Origin of the sequence: Microcoleus sp. B7-D4, from assembly GCF_036705125.1 — a bacterium.
GTDB lineage: Bacteria > Cyanobacteriota > Cyanobacteriia > Cyanobacteriales > Microcoleaceae > Microcoleus.
In genome coordinates this window covers 1-18,403 of the sequence record NZ_JAUBTT010000045.1, presented here as the reverse complement: position 1 = coordinate 18,403, position 18,403 = coordinate 1, and the positions used below count along the sequence as shown (strand labels likewise).

Genomic DNA, 18,403 nt, shown 5'->3' with positions numbered 1-18,403 from the left:
AAAACCCGGTTTCTGACTACCCGCAAACCAACGTTGGCTAGAATAAATTTAATTAATTTACATCAACATGAAAATAAATCGGCTTGATTTCGTGATATAATGAAAACCTTAAATAAATCCCCGAAAAAAAGCAATGTCTGAAATTACTATAGACGAAACCAAACTTAAAGAATTGCTCAAAGCAGCGATTTTTGAGTTATTAAAAGAACAAAAAGAAGTATTTTCTGAAATTTTAACAGAAGCCCTAGAAGATATAGGGATAGAAAATGCTATCAAAGAAGGCGAAAATACTGAAACAGTCAGCCGCGAGCAAATTTTCAAAATCCTGAAGAGACAACCATGAATGTGGAGTTTAAAAAGAGCTTTGAAAAGGATTTACTCAAGATTCTTGAGGCCGATTTGTTGCAAAGAATTCAGGAAGCGATAGAAGAAGTTGAGAACGCCGAAAAATTAAATGAAGTCAGCAATGTTAAAAAACTAAAAGGTGATGCAGACTACTATCGCCTTAGAGTGGGTGATTACCGAATCGGTATTAAAGTTAATGATGGCGTAGTCTATTTCGTCAGGATACTCCACCGCAAAGAGATTTACAGATACTTTCCGTAATCATTTTAGCCTTCACCCCATCCTCACCAACTCAAACTAAAATTAATCTTTAATTATTGTCAGGCCGGAAGCGCAAGCAGTTGAGCGATCGCACTCTCTGAATTGTTTCAAAATCGCGATCGTTATGAACTAGAATAAGTTGGTGTTCGATCGCCAGTTGGGCAATGCAGCAGTCGATACTACTTCTAACCGTTAACCCCTGTCGTTGCAAATCGTAATAAATCCGAGCAGCCGCTACCCAAGTATTAGGCGTAGACTCGATGTAGTCTTGTTCTTGGAGATAAGTTTCTAATAGTGTCCACTCCCGTTCATCTCGGCAACCTTGCAAAAGTTCCATCTGAGTAAATCGGTTCAGAAAAATACTTTCCTCATTGATTATTGCTTCCAGGGATTGGCGTACTACACCTGTCCTGTCGCGGAAAACGCTGATCCAGACTGATGTATCAATCAGAAACATTTCGGTTTTCCCGCAAAGCTTTGTAGTCGTACTCAGTCGTAAATTGAATTTGTCCGCTTAAATCAAGTAGGTTCCGCTTTTTACGGGTGCGAATTAATTCTTGCAAAGCAAAGTCAATCAATTCTTTTTCTGTTTTGAAATTGGTTAAGCGAAAGGCTTCTTTAACCAATTCTTCGTTAAGTTCAACGGTGGTTGTCATGGTTAATGGTGGATTTCATTCTCTCATTCATTATGGCATAGCCACACCCAACCCTTAACCTAGCCCAACTTCCCCAAATCCTGGTTTCCCCAACTCACCGAAACCAACCTCAACCAAACTCTTTAACTCCTCTGCATCAACGACACCAAACTCAAACTACCCAGATTCCCGACTTCTTAAAAAAGTCAGGAATTTACAAATAGTTAAATTGTCAAGGTATTCTACATACTTATGACTTGGGCGTATAAGTCGATCGCACTTGCAACTCCTTCAACTGCTTCTCATCCACCCCAGCCGGCGCATTCGTCAGCAAACAACCCGCCTGCTGCGTCTTCGGAAACGCAATCACATCGCGAATCGATTCCTCACCAGCCAACAGCATCACCAACCGATCCAAACCGTAAGCAATGCCTCCGTGGGGCGGAGTTCCATACTCAAACGCATCCAACAAAAAGCCGAATTTATTGTAAGCTTCCTCAGTCGATAAGCCGATCGCCTCAAACACCTTTTCCTGAACTTCCCGCTGATAAATCCGCAAAGAACCGCCGCCGATTTCTGTACCGTTTAACACCAAATCGTAAGCTTGAGCCCTCGCAGTTTTCAAATCATTAATATCGTCAGGATGCGGCGCAGTAAACGGGTGGTGCAATGCTTCCAAACGCTTCTCGTCAGCGTTCCATTCAAACATCGGGAAATCTGTCACCCACAGCAGATTCATCTTGTCTTTATCAATCAATCCCAATTCGTTACCCACGAACAAACGCAATCTATCCAAAGTCTTATTGACAGTTGTCACATCAGCCGCTGCGAATAACAACAAATGACCTGGTTGCGCGCCCGTGCGATCGAGCAATTCCTGTTTTTGCGCTTCCGTCAAATTATCCTTAATGGCGCCGATCGTATCAATTTCGCCGTTATCCCGCACGCGGATGTAAGCCAATCCCTTCGCACCGGCTTCGCTGGCTTCCTTAAACAAATCGCCACCCGGTTTAATCCGCACGTTAGAAATGGCATCATTCCCGCCCGGAATCGGCAAAACTTTCACAATTCCGCCCGCAGCAACCGCCCCGGAAAATACCTTAAATCCCGAATCTTTCATCAAATCGGAAACATCGACTAATTCCATACCGAAGCGAGTATCCGGTTTATCGCTACCATAGCGATCCATCGCTTCAGCGTAAGTCAAACGCGGAAAAGGACGAGGCAATTCTATGCCTTTGACACTTTGGAAAATCTGGGAGACTAAACCTTCGTTTAATTCGATAACTTCTTCTAAAGACATGAAACTCATTTCCATGTCTAATTGTGTGAATTCCGGCTGTCTGTCGGCGCGCAAATCTTCATCGCGGAAACAGCGGGCAATTTGATAATATCTGTCCAAACCCGAAACCATTAACAATTGTTTGAACAACTGCGGCGACTGCGGCAAAGCGTACCATTCGCCCAAATTGACGCGGCTGGGCACTAAATAATCTCTCGCACCTTCAGGAGTCGATCGAGTTAAAATCGGTGTTTCAACTTCAATAAAACCTCCCACATCTTCCAGGTGGCGACGCATAGCTTTCACAACTTGGTGGCGAAGTTGCAAATTGCGACTCATACGATCGCGCCGCAAGTCCAAATAGCGATATTTCAGGCGCAAATCTTCGCGCACGCTTTCATTTTCTGCCGTCGCCACCTGAAACGGTAACTGTTTGCGAACCGCATTCAACAACTCAATTTCGTCAGCATAAATTTCCACCTCACCCGTAGGCAATTTCGGGTTGAGGGACTCTTCGGGGCGGTTGGTGACTCGCCCAGTAATTTTAACCACGTATTCGCTGCGTAAAGCCTCAGCCCCGTGATAGGAATCGGGGGTGCGTTCAGGATCGCTGACAATTTGCACAATACCCGATCGATCGCGCACATCCAGAAAAATCACCCCGCCATGATCGCGGCGGCGATCCACCCAGCCGTAAAGGGTGACAGTCTCTCCGATGTGTTCGCTTCGCAGTTCGCCGCAGTAGTAACTTCTCATGGTTGGGGGTTATGGACTAAAAATAATGCTTTTTGATTATAGCGCTTAGTGTCAAAACCTTTTATGAACAGGCAAGATGCCTGTGCCACAAGAAAATTCAATCTTTGTGGAACAGGCATCTTGCCTGTGCTTTAAAATGGTGTCATATCTGAGTTTAATCCTTCTTGTCAAAAAACGCCGTCAGCGCGTTCCATGCAGACTTAGCCGCATCCGTCAAGCGAGTGCCGATCGACTCAATTTGCTTCACAATAAGGTGCCAATTCTTTTCAGCTTCCGTGTGAATGTGGTCAACAGCTTGTTCGATGCGATCGCGTTCGATCAATTTATTTTGTTCCACCGCTTCTCGCGCTTGTCGCACTGCTTTCAAATAAGCTTCGCGACTGACTTCGCCAGCATCTTGCACCTGCGCTTGCGCCCGCGTTTTAATCGCATCTACCACCAGCCAATTTTTCTCAGTTTCTTTTTTAATCAGCTTGACTGCTTCTGTGAATCTCTCGTGGGCGAGATCCTTATTTTCTTCGATCGCCCCGGAGGCCTTATTGACAGCTTTTAAATAAGCTTCGCGGGTGAGTTCGCCCGCTGCTTGCACTTCGGCGGTGGCGCGTTTTTTAATTGCTTCAAACAGCGCCGCAGTTTCTGCGATCGCCTCATCAGTCGCGTCGGGCATCTCTTGTTTGACGAGCTCCGTCGTTTCGAGAGTTGCCTCTAAAACTGGTTCCTCGGTTACTTTTGGATCTGTCATATCAATCTTCTCCTGTGGTAGCAAACATTTTGAAAAAAACTAACAGTCCCCGGACGCAGACTTTGTATGTGTAGCGCCAGAAGGAATTGTGGTCTTTTATACAGACTTTGTACCTGTAGCGCCAGAAGGAATTCTGGCATTTAATAAGAACTAGGCAATTATTGTTCCAGCTTTATCAACTTTTGTATCCGCGCTTACCTAGTTGGAATGACCTCAGTTCTATTACATTATATCTACCAAAGTTGCTCTAGTGTGTAGGATACCGCCAACTTGCAGGTACGGTTTAGCGCACTTAAATTTGTGATAAGTCTCTCTACCTAAAAAAACACACACCAATAAACTTGGTTTCTCAACACAATAAAACTGGCAAATTTAAGAGTTTCAATCTTCCAACTGCAAATCTTCGCTATCGTCCGTATATAACAAGTGGTGACGCCTTTGAGCGTGCAGTAAAGATTGAGGAAATTCGTACTGAGATAAGAGGATATCTTCGAGCGCAACTTTCATTTGATTGGCGCAGATATCTGGCGGCACTTTACCCATTCCCGTACCCATGCCGGGAATAGCGATAGTTTCAATGATATGTTTCACTGGTGTTCCATCTGGGACTGAGCCAAATTTTACGAGAGTCAAAATAGCGCGGGTTGCTAGATAAACATTTACTGTTTCTCTTAAAACTGTGGGAACGCGCATAATTGGGGCAGCTATTAAATATGGAATTTCAGCATGATCGGTGTCTACAATTTCTGCCATTCCTACTAAGAGTTCGCCGTGATGTCGAGCCTGAATTAGTTTTTGCAAGCGTTCAAGAACCTGCCCTCCAAAATATTCCGAAATTTCTAACTCTAAGCCGTCGTCCATGAAACCAAAACTATTCCCCGGACTAACAATAGCATCACATTTCACATCAAATATTGAACCGTGATGTATCTTGACATTTTCCATACTGCCGCAAGTGCTTTCCCAGGCTCTAACTAAGCCATCGTCTAAGGTAGCCAGCACAATTTGCATAAATACTCTCTCTTAATTTTAATTGCGAACAGCTAGAGCGCTCCTAAATGATTCCGATAAATTTGTAGGGGTAGTGCTACCCCTACTCCCCGTGCCTACCCCCTATCTATCGGGCAACCACGGGGAGTAGGGGTCGGATTGCCCCTACAATAATTATGAGAATGATTTAGGATTGCTATAGAGCGATCGCCAATTTAATCCTACAATACTTTACATAAGTCCGCTGAATCTAAAATCCATCTCTATATCAAGTAGCAAATATTGAATAGCTGTATGCTGCAATACCCCAATCTGCGCCACCCGATCGCAATTAGTTTAGGTGCGGTTGCCGGCGCTTTGAGCCGGTATTATATCACCTTGTGGTTTGCCAATCGTTTCGGGACGGCTTTTCCCTACGGAACTTTTTTTATTAACATCACGGGTTGCTTGGCTATGGGATTTTTTATCACCCTCGCTTTTGAACGAGTGCCGACTATTCCGTCGGAAGTACGGTTAATGGTAGCAACGGGCTTTTTGGGAGCTTATACTACTTTTTCAACTTACGGTTTAGAGACGAATGTCTTGTGGCGCGATCGATCTTACAGCATCGCCGCTTTTTACTGGGCCGGCAGTGCCATACTAGGAGTAATTGCAGTTCAGTTAGGTGTGATTATAGCACGAATTGGCAAATAGATAAAATCGGTTTTTTCCAAATAATACCAGTTTAAGAAATAAATGCAACTGTAGGCAAACTCTCCACCCATACTGGAGCATCTCAATGAAAGCAGCCCAGCTAGAAATGGGAGTTTTGAGGTTGTGAGGCAGGAGTTTTGAGGCAGGAGGCAGGAGGAAAGAGGCATAAGGAAGGAGCTAGAAGAAGTATTTTTACCAATATGAGATGCTCCCACCCATATAGCATCAGTCACTCGATTTGATCTCAGGATTGTGGACAATACCTACTAAGTTTTTTGATCTCATATCATGTCCGATCGATTAACGCTAATATCCCGGTCGGGGCGGGTTTTTGAGATTGTCAATTATTGGCAGGTATTGTTGGGAAACCCGCCCCTACAAAAATCGATCTCGCTCGACTGGACATGATATCACACACCCTTAACCTAATACAGGGAGAGAATCGTGTTTGGCGGCTGAGGGGCTAAAGTCTTCAAGCTGTTTCCCTATCTTGTTTTCAGTTTACTCTTTCTCGGTTAAACTCACGTTTAATAAATAATGCTTATGGCCCTCCGATATCGCTGTTCTCAAAAGAACGGTTGAGGATTTAAACAGTGTTTGGTGCGTTTATGCTCGTACATGAGTTTGTCAGCCTTGGCCAGCAATTGCTCTAATAAAACTTCATTGTTTAAATCCCCAAACTCCACACCCAGGCTTATTGATATATAAGCTCGCTCAGACTTTTGATTAAAGCGATCTATATTTTCTTGCAGCCGAGCATGGAAATTAGTAGATGAATCTCCCGAAAAGTTAGGAATAAATAAAGCAAATTCATCTCCTCCCAGTCGAGCCACAATATCCGCCTCACGAAAGGTTTGCTTTAATATTTGAGCTGCGTCAACGATTACTCTGTCTCCCATTTCGTGTCCGAAAGTGTCATTAATCTTTTTCAAACCATCTAAGTCAGCGAATAAAATAAAATAGGATGTTTGTGTGCGTCGAGCAATTTTTAGTTGTTGATCGGCTAGTAAAAAGAAGCCTCGTCGGTTATATAATCCAGTTAATTGATCGGTCACGGATAGCTGCCTTACTTCTGCTTCTGCCCTCAGACGTTCTTGGATTTCGTGTTCTAAACGTTTATTTTGTTCGAGCAGTTGTTGGCGTTGCTGTTGGATGAGTAATTGATTTTTTACTCGCATCAGCACTTCCTGCTCTTGAAAGGGTTTGGTAATATAGTCTACACCACCCAGTTCAAAGGCTCGTACCTTGTTTTCTAGTCGTTCGAGCGCACTGATAAAAATAACCGGTATCTGAGCAGTCGCTTCCGATGCTTTTAACTTTTGGCAGACTTCGTACCCATTCATCTCCGGCATATTGATGTCAAGTAAAATTAGACTCGGTGGGTCGCGATGAACACCTTGGAGTGCCATTCTGCCGTTGAGCGCTTTACGCACAATATAGCCCTGTGACTCTAGAATTTTGGCTAACAGGCGCAAATTGTCTGGGGTATCATCCACGATGAGAATATTCGTTTGGGCGGCAAGTTTGAATAAAGCTGTCATGGTCTTTTTCCTAAATCTGGGTGAGAGTTGCGATCGCTTCAAGCTGAAAGTTATCGACCAGAGATGTCATCGCCTCGATGAAATCTTGTTTCTCCTTGGGAATTTGAGCGATAAGTTCATAAAGCTTATTATCACTAAGATCGAGTGCTGCTTCATGAACTTCTGCAATCCACTTGGTGGGCATGGTTTTTACGTCGGGAGTAAATATCTTTGGTGGCGAAGCTGATGAGTCTGGTGAATTTTTTTCGGCGTAGCAGTAGCGGACGCCCAAGTGATGAGCTATTTTGTCGAAAAGTGTGCCTTCAGTAAACGGCTTGGCAATGTAGTCATCGCAACCGACTTGCAGGCTGGCGATGCGATCGTCTTCAAAAGCATAGGCAGTGAGGGCAATGATGCGTGTCATTTGCTCTCTCGTGTCTGCTGATGACTCATGACTCATGACTAATGACTCTTGTGCTCGAATCTGTCTCGTCGCTTCATAACCATCCATGACAGGCATTTGAATGTCCATCAAAATCAGGTCAGGGTGCCATGTTTGCCAACGATCGATCGCCTCTACCCCATTTTCCACCGCACACACATCAAACCCAACTGACTCCAGCAGCGTCACCAGCAGTTGCCGATTTTCTGGAACGTCTTCTACTACTAGAATTCGGTAGATAGGTTGCCCAGGTTCGATCCCGATAATCCGATCGCTAATTTCAGGTTCCTCTAAATCAAGGGATTCTGGTAGTTCCAAAACGACTTGGCAGGTAAAAGTCGATCCTCGATCCAGGGTGCTTCGCACGGTGATATCGCCTCCCATCAGACGCGCAAACTCACGACTGATAGACAGTCCTAAACCTGTTCCTCGATCGTGACGATCGCGATTGCTTTGCCTGAAGGCGTCAAAAATTGATTCTAAATCTGAGGGAGAAATGCCAGATCCGGTATCCTCAACTTCGAGAGACAGGGTAATAGTGGGTTTAATATCGGATGGATTAGTGGGGCGATCGCAATTTGTACCGCATGGCATATCATCAGATGAAAAAGCTCGTCCCCGCAGGGCTATGCTTCCTGTTGTTGTAAATTTGAGCGCGTTCCCAAGCAGATTAATCAAGATTTGGCGAAGTTTTGCTTGATCGCCACAGACATAACGGGGGACAGTAGCATCCCACTCGCTGCTAAGATGTAACCCTTTCTCACCCGCTTTGAGAGTGAACATCTCGTTAATAGAACCCAGCAGTCGATGCAGATTAAAACAGCTTGTACTCAGTACCAATTGCCCTGCTTCAATCCTAGACATTTGCAAAACATCGTCGATCAATGTCAGCAGGTGTTCTCCACTACGGGTAATGATGCCTAAATGCTCTTGAAATTCTTCTGGGATATGGGGGCTGCGGTTCATAAGCTGGGTAAATCCCAGAATGGCGTTGAGTGGCGTTCTGAGCTCGTGGCTCATGTTGGCAAGGAACTGGCTTTTGGCACGGTTGGCGATGGCGGCCCTTTCTGCAGCGTGTTCTAGGGCAGCTTGCGAAAATTCTAACACCGCCAGCATGAGGATATGTCTCATTTCGGCAGCAGCTTCTAACTCTGCAATCTGCCACGGATAAGACATCTCCCGCACTGTCTCTTGCCACAGTTCAAAGGATTTGCGGGGACACAGGTGCATTTTTCCAATTTCGTCGATCGACACAGCATCCTGTGGATTACCTGCCCAGTTTACTGTTTGAATTTGCTCTGGTCGGAACCAAAGGATGTGGTATGACTTTTGTTTGGCGTAGCATAGCAAGATTGAGATTGCTAAAACACCGCTAGCTCGATCTTTGAATTGCTTCGCTTGGGGATAAAACTGAGACAAAGAAGCTGTTGCAAACACTCGTTCTTTGTTCTGTTGCAGCAACCACTGCACGAGTTCGTCAACCTCAGCTTCAGATGGTGTTTTACCTACCAATGTCAGACGACCATCGAGCAGAATTGCAGCTCCATGAGCATGAACTAAATCTAGCAATTGAGAAGCATTTTCGGTCAATACCTGTGCGATAAAATTAGAATCTCGCCGGAATGCCTGCTGAAGTTGATCCTGAATAGTTTTCGCCTGCGATCGGTAAACGTTCAATTCTCGCTCTTGCTGATGCACCAGTTCGATCGAGGCAAATTGTCCTAAAAATTCACAGGTTTTACGAGTTTCGTAATCTACCAATCGCGGGCTGTAATGGTGACAGGCAATTAATCCCCAGAGGCGCCGATCGTCAATTAACGAAATCGTCAGTGTCCCAGCCACTCCCATATTCTGCAAATATTCAATGTGGTAGGGAGATACTCCCCTTAACACACAAGCACTTAGATCCTGGGGTGTATTGGTTAGGGGATGGTTGGTGGGAATTAGGCGGGCGGGGGTGTAATTAATATTGGGAATTTGGCGCACCCAATTGCTGTAAAATAATTGGCGGGCGGGTACGGGAATATCGATCGCCGGGTAATGCAATCCCAGGTAGCTTTCTAGATAGCTTTCTTTCTCTTCAGCAATCACCACCCCATGATCATCGGCTTCAAAGCGATAGACCATCACGCGATCGAACCCGGTCATGGCTTTCACTTCTCTAGCAATGGTTTGAGCTAAATCCGAAAGACCGATCGCACTGCGAAAGTTCAGGATAACTGTTTGCAGACGATCGTAAAAATCGATTGAATGATTATTTTCAATAGTCAATTGGGGTTCGATCTCCAGAATCAACTCATCTGGTAGCTGATGCAGTGTGCTTCTATATGTTTGAATCGAGCCGTCTTTGAGAGGGATTTTTAGATCGAAACCCTTATGAATGTTTAGTTGTTCTTGAGTTAAATACCTAACAATTTCTTGTACTCGATCGTGACCCAATAACTCTGGCAATGGCTGACCTAGCAATTCTTCGGCAGAAATGCCCAAAAACTGTTCTACATTTTCACTGACTTGTAAAATATTGAGGCTGTTTCGTTGCATCAATAAAACGATTCCGTGTGGCTGAATATGACCGGGAGCATACACGGATTCTTCACTGCATTCCTCTAAAATTTTTAAATTTAAAGGAGTGAATTGGAAAATTTTGGGATTTTTCTGAGGCATTTTAGAGCAGTAATTATCAATAAAAATTAAGGACAGTTTTTTCAGGATTTACCAATAATTAAATTTAATTCTTGTTAGCTGTTCCTAATTCCCTAGTCCTAATCAAACGTTTAACTGCACAACAGCTTATAAATCAATACGGTTCAGTTAAGCCCGATCCCCCCTAGCCCCCCTTCTTAAGGGGGGGACAAGAACTTACTCAAAGTCAACCCCTACTCCCCAACAATCAGGGGGATTTAGGGGGATCTCCGGGGAATAAACAGTTTTAACTGCACAACAGCTTATAACTCCAATGGAGAAATTCCTATTTGGAAATTACCTTGAATTAGATTAAGGATTTTCTCAAATTGATACTGGTTGGCGAGTTCCGTCACATAACTACCCAATTGAGCGAGGTCAGAGGAAAGTTGAGCTACCAGTTCAACGATCGCCACATCATCCCCACATAAAGCAGCATCTTGCAACTCAACCACCCATTCTTTTGGTAATGTCGCCAGAAGCGTTGGATCGAGGGAATCTGAAAGCCCAGAGGCAACAGAACAGAAGTAAGAAGGAAAACAATCTGTTCCCCGTTCCCCGTTTTCTGTTTCCTCTTCCAGATATACATATTCTAAACCTAGGTATTCCGCCATCTTAAGAAATAGGGTTTGTTCCCGGAAGGGCTTGCTGATGTAGTCGTTGCAGCCAGCAGCCAAGGCTAGGGTGCGATCGCTCTGGGAAGCCTGGGCCGTAAGTGCAATAATGGTACTGTTCTGTCCGTCTTCCATTGCCCGAATTTGCTTCGTAGCCTCGTATCCATCTAACACGGGCATCCGAATGTCCATCCAGGTTAGGTCGGGTTGCCATTCTTGCCAAATCTGCACCCCTTCCTGTCCGTTGGTAGCTTCTTTTACCTCTAATCCTAATTGTGTCAGTAATCTGACCATTAGCAAGCGATTTTCTGCTTGATCGTCAACCACCAAAATGCGACGATCCGGTTGACCGGGAGCCAGCCCAATCACGAGGCGATTATTCTCTTCGGGCGTAACATTAACTCCACTGATGGGGCTGACGGGAAGGGTAAAAGTGAAGGTACTCCCCTCTCCCAGAGTGCTGGTGACAGAAATTTCTCCGCCCATGAGTTCCAACAATTTGCGGCTAATGGTTAGACCTAGCCCAGTACCGCCGGTCAATAGCTTCCCAGCTTGGGCTTGCACAAACGCATCGAAGATGGTATTGAGTTCGATCGGTGCAATCCCTACACCTGTGTCAGCGACTACAAACTGGAGAATCGGCCGAGTTGTGGCTAATTCCCCTGTACCGTTCGCCTCAATGCTGACTTGCAAAGTAATGGTTCCCTGATGGGTAAATTTGATAGCATTACTCAGCAGATTGAGCAAAACCTGACGCAGTTTTTGAGCATCGACAAGCATAAATTGGGGGACTTCTGGCGCAATCTCGAAACAAAGGTCAAGTCCTTTAGAACTTGCTCGTTCCGCCAACATATTTCGGAGGGAATGCAGTAGCGCAATTAAGTCCAATCCGCTTTCTTCAACGGTGAAGTGTCCCGATTCAATTTTGGAAAGATCCAACACATCGTTAATCAAACTCAAGAGGTGATCCCCACTCCGCCGAATTGTTTGCAGGTCTTCTTTTTGGTTTGGAGTTAGAGAGGGGTCATGGGTCATTACCTGAGCAAATCCTAGAATCACGTTGAGGGGAGTGCGTAATTCGTGGCTCATATTGGCTAGGAAGGTACTTTTTGCCAAGTTCGCTTCTTCTGCGACTTCCATTGCGTGCTGCAGTGTCAGTTCTTTTTGTTTGCGATCGCTAATATCTTGCCCAATGCCCAAAAAATGCCCGCTAGAAAGCCGCACGTTTGCCCAAGATGTCTCTAACTGCTGTCCGGTGGCAGTCAGTGTTGTGAAATCCTTCCACTTCCCGGTTGCCGATAGCATATGTTCTAAGACATTTTGGCAATAAACCGGGTCAGGATAACACTCAGCTAAGATATTTTTTTGCTGCCAATCTTCTAGCGGCCAACCTAAAATGTTTTCAAATTCCGGGTTGAGCAATTCGATTTGACCTTGCCTGTCAAATAAAGCAATCATCACTGGGATATTATCGACGATTGTTTGAAACATCTCTTTCTGATAGCGCAGAGCTTCCTCTGCCTGTTGTCGAGCTGTAATATCTCGCAGAAAGGTAGTAAAAATAATTTCACCGTTGATCTCGATCTTGGCAATGGAAGCCTCTGCCGGAAACTCTGAGCCATCTTTGCGTCGTCCAAAAATGGCTCCTCGCTCTGCCATTTGCCTTGCAGAGCCTCCCTTATGGGCATAGTGGCTGATGTGCTGATGGTGAGCATCGGCAAAGCGCGAGGGCATCAACATCGCCAGGGGTTTCCCTAAAATTTCCTCAGCCGCGTAACCAAAAATTTGTTCAGCTCCCTTGTTAAACAAAGTGATTTGCTGATTGGTATTGATCGAAATGATCGCATCGCTGGCAATTTCTAAAATTCCGGCAAATCGCGCTTGAGAGATTTTTAACTCGATTTCGGATTGTTGGCGATCGGCTTCGTTGCGTTTACGCTCGCTAATATCCCGGCAGATACAGAAGTTCATCATCTCATCTTCTAATTCCACTCGGTTCCAGCTAATTTCCACGTCATACACGGAACCATCCTTGCGGCGATGTCGCGTCTCAAACAGCGGAATAACCTCATCTCTCTGGAGTATAAGTTGTAGTTCTTCCTTCGTCCATTCAGCATCCCAATCAAACACACTCAGATTTAGGGTTTCTTCTAGGGTGTAGCCCAGCATTTGAGCAAAACTGCAGCTAGCTTCGACAACTTTTCCCACGCGATCCATGACAACAACACCGTCCAGTGAAGTGTTGAAGAAGGTTTTACTCCGCAAGAGTTCCTTTTCTAGTGCAAGTTCGGCTTTTTTGCGATCGCTAATATCTTTCATGAAGCAGTAATGCCCCAAAAATTGATGCTGTTCGTCGTAAGTTGAAATCATCACCAATTGCTTATAAAAAACAGAACCGTCTTTACGGACTCCTTTCGTTTCAACTTCAACTCTGCCCTCTTGCACCATCAGCCAATAGGCTGCAACCAGTTTTTTCAACTCATCGGGATGTACGGTTTTTTCCCAAGACATCCCCACCATTTCTTCTGGCTGATAGCCTGTCACGTCAGAATATGCTTTATTGGCATAGAGGTAACGCCCTTGTACATCCAGTTTGGAAATGCCGGACAGCGCATTTTTCATCACTTCACTCAGTTCTCTAAGCTCTGCTTCTGCTTGTTTGCGAGCGGTGATATCTTCTGAAAAACAAAGTAGGTACTGGGACTGATGCTGTTCATCGTCAATGGGAATCTCCACCGTATGCAGCCAACGTTTTCCCAGACTATGACTGTCAATGACTTCCTCGATAATATCCTCAGTCTTACCTTTATCAAAAACTTCTCTATCCTTTTGGTCAAAAAAGATAGCCTGTTCTGTTGGGAACAAATCATAGCCAGTTTTGCCGATCGCTTGTTCGGCTGAAATGCCAAATAACCGTTCGCTGGTTTTATTCCAAAACTGAAATACACCAAATTGTTTAGGCTGTGCGTCCTTAACAAAAACCGCAACTGGTAAATTATCCAGCAGTGCTTGTAAGAAATTGCGAGTTTTTTGGATTTCCAGCTCTACTTTTTTGCGCGAGCTTATATCAATAAACGTAACTACAACTTGTGTGATTTGACCGTGGCGATCGAGTTCCGGGTAGGCATTAACTAATACCCAAACACAACTATCAATTTCTTTTTTAATTCCTAAAACATAATTTTTGATGGAACTTCCACTGGATAAAACCTGATTCACGGGATATTCCTCTAGGGGCATCTCGCTGCCATCTTCCCGCACCAAATGCAATGCCGGATCGCTCACGGGTTTTCCCAGTATTTGATCCATTGAAAACCCTAGTAATTCAGCGGCCGTTTCATTACATAATTGGACGCTGGTATCTGTCGCATGAATCACAAAACCCGCATTTAAGTTATCGATCAATTGCCGATATCTGGCTTCGCTGACCTGTAAAGCAACTTCAGCTTGCTTGCGCTCCGTAATGTCGGTGTGAGAGCCAGTCATCCGAATTACGTTACCTGCATCATCCCAAAGCGCCTGACCGCGATCCAAAATCCATTTGTAGGAACCATCTTTGCAGCGAAGGCGATGTTCTGTGATATAAAAAGGAGTTTTCTTGGCAAAATGATCTTGAATGACTTGCATCACCCATCCCAAATCATCGGGATGTACCAGATTAGCCCATTCGTCTAGCATGTTTTGGATTTCATGGTCTTCATAGCCCAGCATTTCCTTCCAACGACTAGAAAAGAAGACCTCATTGGTTTGAACATTCCAATCCCAAATGCCGTCATTGTTCCCGCGTACAGAAAGTTCCCAGCGTTCTTCACTTTCACGTAGTGCTGCTTCTGCTTGTTTGCGGTCAGCAATATTCCGGCCAATCTTTGAGGCTCCAATTATATTCCCTGCTTGGTCTTTAATGGGGGAGACACTCATCGAGACATCGATTAATGTTCCATCTTTCCTCAGCCTCTTTGTATCGTAGTGTTTGATGCGTTCTCCTCGCTGGATTTTGGTGATAATTTCGTTTTCCTCATCTCGATAGTCTGCGGGAATCAGTTTTCTCCCTGATTGCCCTACTATTTCGGCGGCTGTATAGCCAAAAATTGTTTCGGCTCCTACATTCCAACTTGTAACTACACCCTCTAAATCTTTGCTGATAATGGCATCTTCCGAAGATTCAACGATCGCAGCTAGTCGAGCGATCCCAATTTCTGCCTGTTGTCGCTGGTGAATTTCCCATTGCAACTGGCAATTTACTTTTTTGAATTTATCGACTTCGCCATAACTAACTTGTGCGAGATACACGACCAAAATCAGCAGCCACACTAAAATTAAGCCACCAATTAACACAACTGTTGGCAAATAAAAATCTTCTTTTCCTACTAAATATAAGTTGGGATAAATATCTACTCGCCACTCTGCACTATAGGCTCTTATTACAACTGTTTTATGCAGTGAAGGATGAGATAAAAGCTCTTGACCGTAGATCAAATCTGTGCCATCATATATAGCCACTTTGTACCCAAGAGGCACTTTTAAAATACTGTCAAAGAGAGTTTTAAACTTAAAAACTCCGACAATAAACCCATCAAACCGCTCCCCTACAAATAAAGGAAAACTTGCTAGAAATCCTTGACCACCTTGAGCGAGGGAAACATTGCGAGTTAACATAGGTTGACGCAAATCACGAGCCACTTGCAAAGTGATTTTGCGACGCAGTTCCAGATTAAGATCTAGGTTTTGCGCTGCCTCATTCCCAGCCAGTGGCACAATCGATCGCACTTTAAATGATGGATCGACTAATGCGATCCCCTGATAACCGTAGAAATCCTTTACATAAGCCTCAGCATCGGCTTCCCAAATAGCCTTTGGTGTACCGCCATTGGCTGCCCAGCGATTCGCCATGTGCCGAAGTGTCAGCATCCGAATTGATAATTCTTGGGTCAGTTGTGAATGAATCGCATTGGCTTCCTGCTGAATTAACTGCTCGATGTGAATTTGTCCGTTGATGGTTAGCTGTTGCCACGTAAATAAAACAGCAAGAGAGGCCACCACACCAAGCAAAAGAGGTAGCAATCGTTTAAGTGGTGTTTGGCATAAAGTTATAATTCCCTTGAGTCGAGGTCTCATCATAAATTAAGCGATAAATGAATAGATGTGTATTCCCTTTCTTGGGCTAGAGTTGGGTAATTTAATGAGGCAATAAAAAAAGTTGCGAGCGTGAAAACCGGTTAGGCATAAGACAATATCTAAACTTTATACCCCCTCAAGTGAGCTATTAGATTTCACCGACAAAGAATGTTGTTCATTAAGCCCTAGCCCTTTAACTAGATTTAGAGAGGGCGATGAGCAACATCTGTTCAGATTGTAAATAGGTGTTGTTTGCCAACATTGGCGACAAAACCAGTAGATTTGATGCTGGCGAACGTGACGCAGCATTTGATTCGAGCAGCAGGGGCAGTGTGTCATAAAGACCTATTTTTTAACTAAGGGGTATTTCACTATCGTTGCCAAGTGCTGTAAGCTCGCTTGCAGCAACCATAACAAGACCCTAGAGAAAAAAAATAAAGATTTGGTAAAGAAGATAAAATGGTTAAGGAAAAGATACAAGTTTAAACATTCCGTAATGCAATTAAGATTGCAGAGAATTTTTATCCCACAATACCCACCTTGTAATGTCCCATCTAGTTTGTTATAATTCTACCCTATTCAGATGCAGCTTTTGATCCCCATTCCTACATAAAACGGTTTTCCTGTTCCCTGTTCCTTGATTTGATATGAGGGTCTCAATCCCCGCCCTACACATTGGCAGTTGGAACAGAAACCATAGCTGGAGCGAGGGGATTCACTATCACTGCTGGCAGATGATGTTGACAGTTTTAATTAACTGTTGACTATAGCAAGGTAATAAGTTGTCAAACCAATTCTTCCCCAAAACTTCTTGGTGTGTATAGCAATCCTTGCAGGAGTCGTAAATTTTTTACCCCACCCCAACCCTCCCCTTGAACCAGGGGAGGGAGTAAAAAATTCACAAATGATTTAGGATTGCTATAGCAATCCTAAATGATTCGTGTAATTCTTGTAGGGGCAAAACCCACGCCCGGTTGCCCCGCCTTGACTGGGGTAGGCACAGGGGCACTACCCCTACATATTTTTACAAATGATTTAGGATTGCTATATATAACCCGTGACGCGGAAGAAGAAAGGATTTACGTAGTTAACATTTTGGGATTGATCGAGTGCGATGACGATCAACTGCACGTTATCCAATCGCGATCGCCAGCTTCGTTATTGATGATAGCTGATCGCACGGGCAAAGCAATTAGGTTATCGGCTCAGCTTTGCCATTTTATCTTAATCCGCGCCATTTTGAAGCAGGAGCTTGAGAAATCAAAAAAGGGTGGCTGGGGCTGTTTTGGGTTTCTTTAGATACTGCTGTAGGGTTAATTGGGGCTGGCTATGGGATTTTCCCTTCATTACCTTTGACGAGGTGCAAAAACGGATACCACCCCCCGACTCTTGTGGTGGAGAGCTCAAAATTGTAGAAGAAAGTTCAACCTCCCAGATTCATCTGTGGAGTAAATCTCAAATCTCAAATCCTCCGACTCAGCGCTTACACCCAAGTCTCAAATCTCAAATCGACTAACTTTCACAGAAGCGCGATCGCATTTGACAGCCAGATTCCGCTCTTTTACGCTTGGGTGATGGGGAGTGACGCCATCGCAGCCCTGATTTTTGAGAGGCAAGTTCGATCGCATCAACATCTTAACCCTGATGTTGGCAGTGATTTTTTCTTCACTGTTTGCCCCATTGGTATTGTTCGGAAATGGGCAGAGGGGATTGCTAGGAATGACTTTATTGGGTATAGGTATGGGAGCCCAGGAATCGATTTTGAAAGCAGCCGTAGCTGGAGTCGTGCCTGCCGACAAAAAAGGTTCCGCCTATGCGATATTTAACACAGGCTATGGCCGATCATGATTTCTGGGCAGTTGGGCGATGATAATTTTGTACCATAGCTCAATTATTTGGCTGGTTATATTTTCAGTTGCGCTCCAACTCGCTGCTTTTCGAGTCTTGTTGCTGGTGAAAAAGCGATCGTCTGTCACAGAAAATTGACTGAATACTCGCCAGTCATACCATTTTCGATTTTCGATTTTTGATTTTCGATTGAGAATGACTGATTGCATCATGGTTTGGGGCTTACCTGCCGTTGCATTATTTTACGAAACTGGTATTAATTAGCAGTTATCCGTTGTCAGTTTCCCAGAGTTTTTAACTAATGACTACTGACTGCGGACTACTGACTGCGGACTACTGACTGCGGACTACTAACTACTGACTGCGGACTACGGACTACTGACTACTGACTACTGACTGCGGACTACTGACTACTGACTACTGACTACTGACTACTGACTACTGACTACTGACTACTGACTACTGACTACTGACTACT

12 protein-coding genes are annotated in these 18,403 nt (G+C 44.4%); 3 read left to right on the top strand and 9 right to left on the bottom strand.

The genetic code is table 11. The annotated features are described in order from the left end of the window. The first annotated feature begins 133 nt into the window (after positions 1–133). Positions 134–343: a hypothetical protein gene (locus tag QUB12_RS18745; protein WP_333144167.1), complete on the top strand. Its 210-nt coding sequence runs from the start codon at positions 134–136 to the stop codon at positions 341–343. Further along, positions 340–606 (top strand): type II toxin-antitoxin system RelE/ParE family toxin, encoded by a 267-nt coding sequence (locus QUB12_RS18740; RefSeq protein WP_333144168.1) that lies wholly within the window; start codon positions 340–342, stop codon positions 604–606. Before QUB12_RS18745 ends, QUB12_RS18740 begins: the two co-directional genes overlap by 4 nt. 49 nt (positions 607–655) lie before the next feature. Here the strand turns inward: QUB12_RS18740 and vapC are convergent, their stop codons facing one another. From vapC to QUB12_RS18715, 5 genes are all read right to left on the bottom strand, one after another. Beyond that, on the bottom strand, positions 656–1,063 hold the full coding sequence (vapC, locus tag QUB12_RS18735; protein WP_333144169.1) for a type II toxin-antitoxin system VapC family toxin: 408 nt from the start codon (positions 1,061–1,063) through the stop codon (positions 656–658). Next, complete coding sequence (locus tag QUB12_RS18730; RefSeq protein ID WP_333144170.1) at positions 1,050–1,262, bottom strand: type II toxin-antitoxin system VapB family antitoxin; 213 nt, start codon at positions 1,260–1,262, stop codon at positions 1,050–1,052. Before QUB12_RS18730 ends, vapC begins: the two co-directional genes overlap by 14 nt. Positions 1,263–1,491: 229 nt before the next feature. Continuing rightward, positions 1,492–3,279, bottom strand: a complete 1,788-nt coding sequence (aspS, locus tag QUB12_RS18725) for an aspartate--tRNA ligase (RefSeq protein WP_333144171.1) — start codon at positions 3,277–3,279, stop codon at positions 1,492–1,494. Positions 3,280–3,433: 154 nt separating this feature from the next. Next, a complete protein-coding gene (locus tag QUB12_RS18720; RefSeq protein WP_333144173.1) occupies positions 3,434–4,021 on the bottom strand; it encodes a hypothetical protein in 588 nt (195 codons plus the stop codon). A 381-nt stretch (positions 4,022–4,402) separates the two neighbouring features. Then, on the bottom strand, positions 4,403–5,032 hold the full coding sequence (locus QUB12_RS18715) for a macro domain-containing protein (RefSeq protein WP_333144174.1): 630 nt from the start codon (positions 5,030–5,032) through the stop codon (positions 4,403–4,405). A 273-nt stretch (positions 5,033–5,305) separates the two neighbouring features. Between QUB12_RS18715 and crcB the strand changes: the two genes are divergently transcribed. Continuing rightward, positions 5,306–5,704, top strand: a complete 399-nt coding sequence (gene crcB, locus QUB12_RS18710) for a fluoride efflux transporter CrcB (protein ID WP_333147087.1) — start codon at positions 5,306–5,308, stop codon at positions 5,702–5,704. A 566-nt stretch (positions 5,705–6,270) separates the two neighbouring features. On the opposite strand, the gene QUB12_RS18705 is transcribed toward crcB, so the two are convergent. The 4 genes from QUB12_RS18705 to QUB12_RS18690 all read right to left on the bottom strand — a co-directional run bounded on the left by QUB12_RS18705 (position 6,271) and on the right by QUB12_RS18690 (position 17,876). After that, positions 6,271–7,245, bottom strand: coding sequence for a diguanylate cyclase (locus tag QUB12_RS18705; RefSeq protein WP_333107148.1), 975 nt, complete (start codon positions 7,243–7,245; stop codon positions 6,271–6,273). A gap of 10 nt (positions 7,246–7,255) precedes the next feature. Further along, positions 7,256–10,330 (bottom strand): response regulator, encoded by a 3,075-nt coding sequence (locus QUB12_RS18700; RefSeq protein WP_333147090.1) that lies wholly within the window; start codon positions 10,328–10,330, stop codon positions 7,256–7,258. A 281-nt stretch (positions 10,331–10,611) separates the two neighbouring features. After that, positions 10,612–16,080: a PAS domain S-box protein gene (locus QUB12_RS18695; protein ID WP_333307961.1), complete on the bottom strand. Its 5,469-nt coding sequence runs from the start codon at positions 16,078–16,080 to the stop codon at positions 10,612–10,614. A 1,493-nt stretch (positions 16,081–17,573) separates the two neighbouring features. Then, positions 17,574–17,876, bottom strand: a complete 303-nt coding sequence (locus tag QUB12_RS18690) for a hypothetical protein (RefSeq protein ID WP_333307959.1) — start codon at positions 17,874–17,876, stop codon at positions 17,574–17,576. Positions 17,877–18,403: the final 527 nt, after the last annotated feature.

Excerpts from the sequence above, each read along its gene's own strand:
- QUB12_RS18745 (WP_333144167.1), top strand. The coding sequence starts at position 134 with ATGTCTGAAATTACTATAGACGAAACCAAACTTAAAGAATTGCTCAAA.
- QUB12_RS18740 (WP_333144168.1), top strand. The coding sequence starts at position 340 with ATGAATGTGGAGTTTAAAAAGAGCTTTGAAAAGGATTTACTCAAGATT.
- vapC (WP_333144169.1), bottom strand. The coding sequence starts at position 1,063 with ATGTTTCTGATTGATACATCAGTCTGGATCAGCGTTTTCCGCGACAGG.
- QUB12_RS18730 (WP_333144170.1), bottom strand. The coding sequence starts at position 1,262 with ATGACAACCACCGTTGAACTTAACGAAGAATTGGTTAAAGAAGCCTTT.
- aspS (WP_333144171.1), bottom strand. The coding sequence starts at position 3,279 with ATGAGAAGTTACTACTGCGGCGAACTGCGAAGCGAACACATCGGAGAG.
- QUB12_RS18720 (WP_333144173.1), bottom strand. The coding sequence starts at position 4,021 with ATGACAGATCCAAAAGTAACCGAGGAACCAGTTTTAGAGGCAACTCTC.
- QUB12_RS18715 (WP_333144174.1), bottom strand. The coding sequence starts at position 5,032 with ATGCAAATTGTGCTGGCTACCTTAGACGATGGCTTAGTTAGAGCCTGG.
- crcB (WP_333147087.1), top strand. The coding sequence starts at position 5,306 with ATGCTGCAATACCCCAATCTGCGCCACCCGATCGCAATTAGTTTAGGT.
- QUB12_RS18705 (WP_333107148.1), bottom strand. The coding sequence starts at position 7,245 with ATGACAGCTTTATTCAAACTTGCCGCCCAAACGAATATTCTCATCGTG.
- QUB12_RS18700 (WP_333147090.1), bottom strand. The coding sequence starts at position 10,330 with ATGCCTCAGAAAAATCCCAAAATTTTCCAATTCACTCCTTTAAATTTA.
- QUB12_RS18695 (WP_333307961.1), bottom strand. The coding sequence starts at position 16,080 with ATGATGAGACCTCGACTCAAGGGAATTATAACTTTATGCCAAACACCA.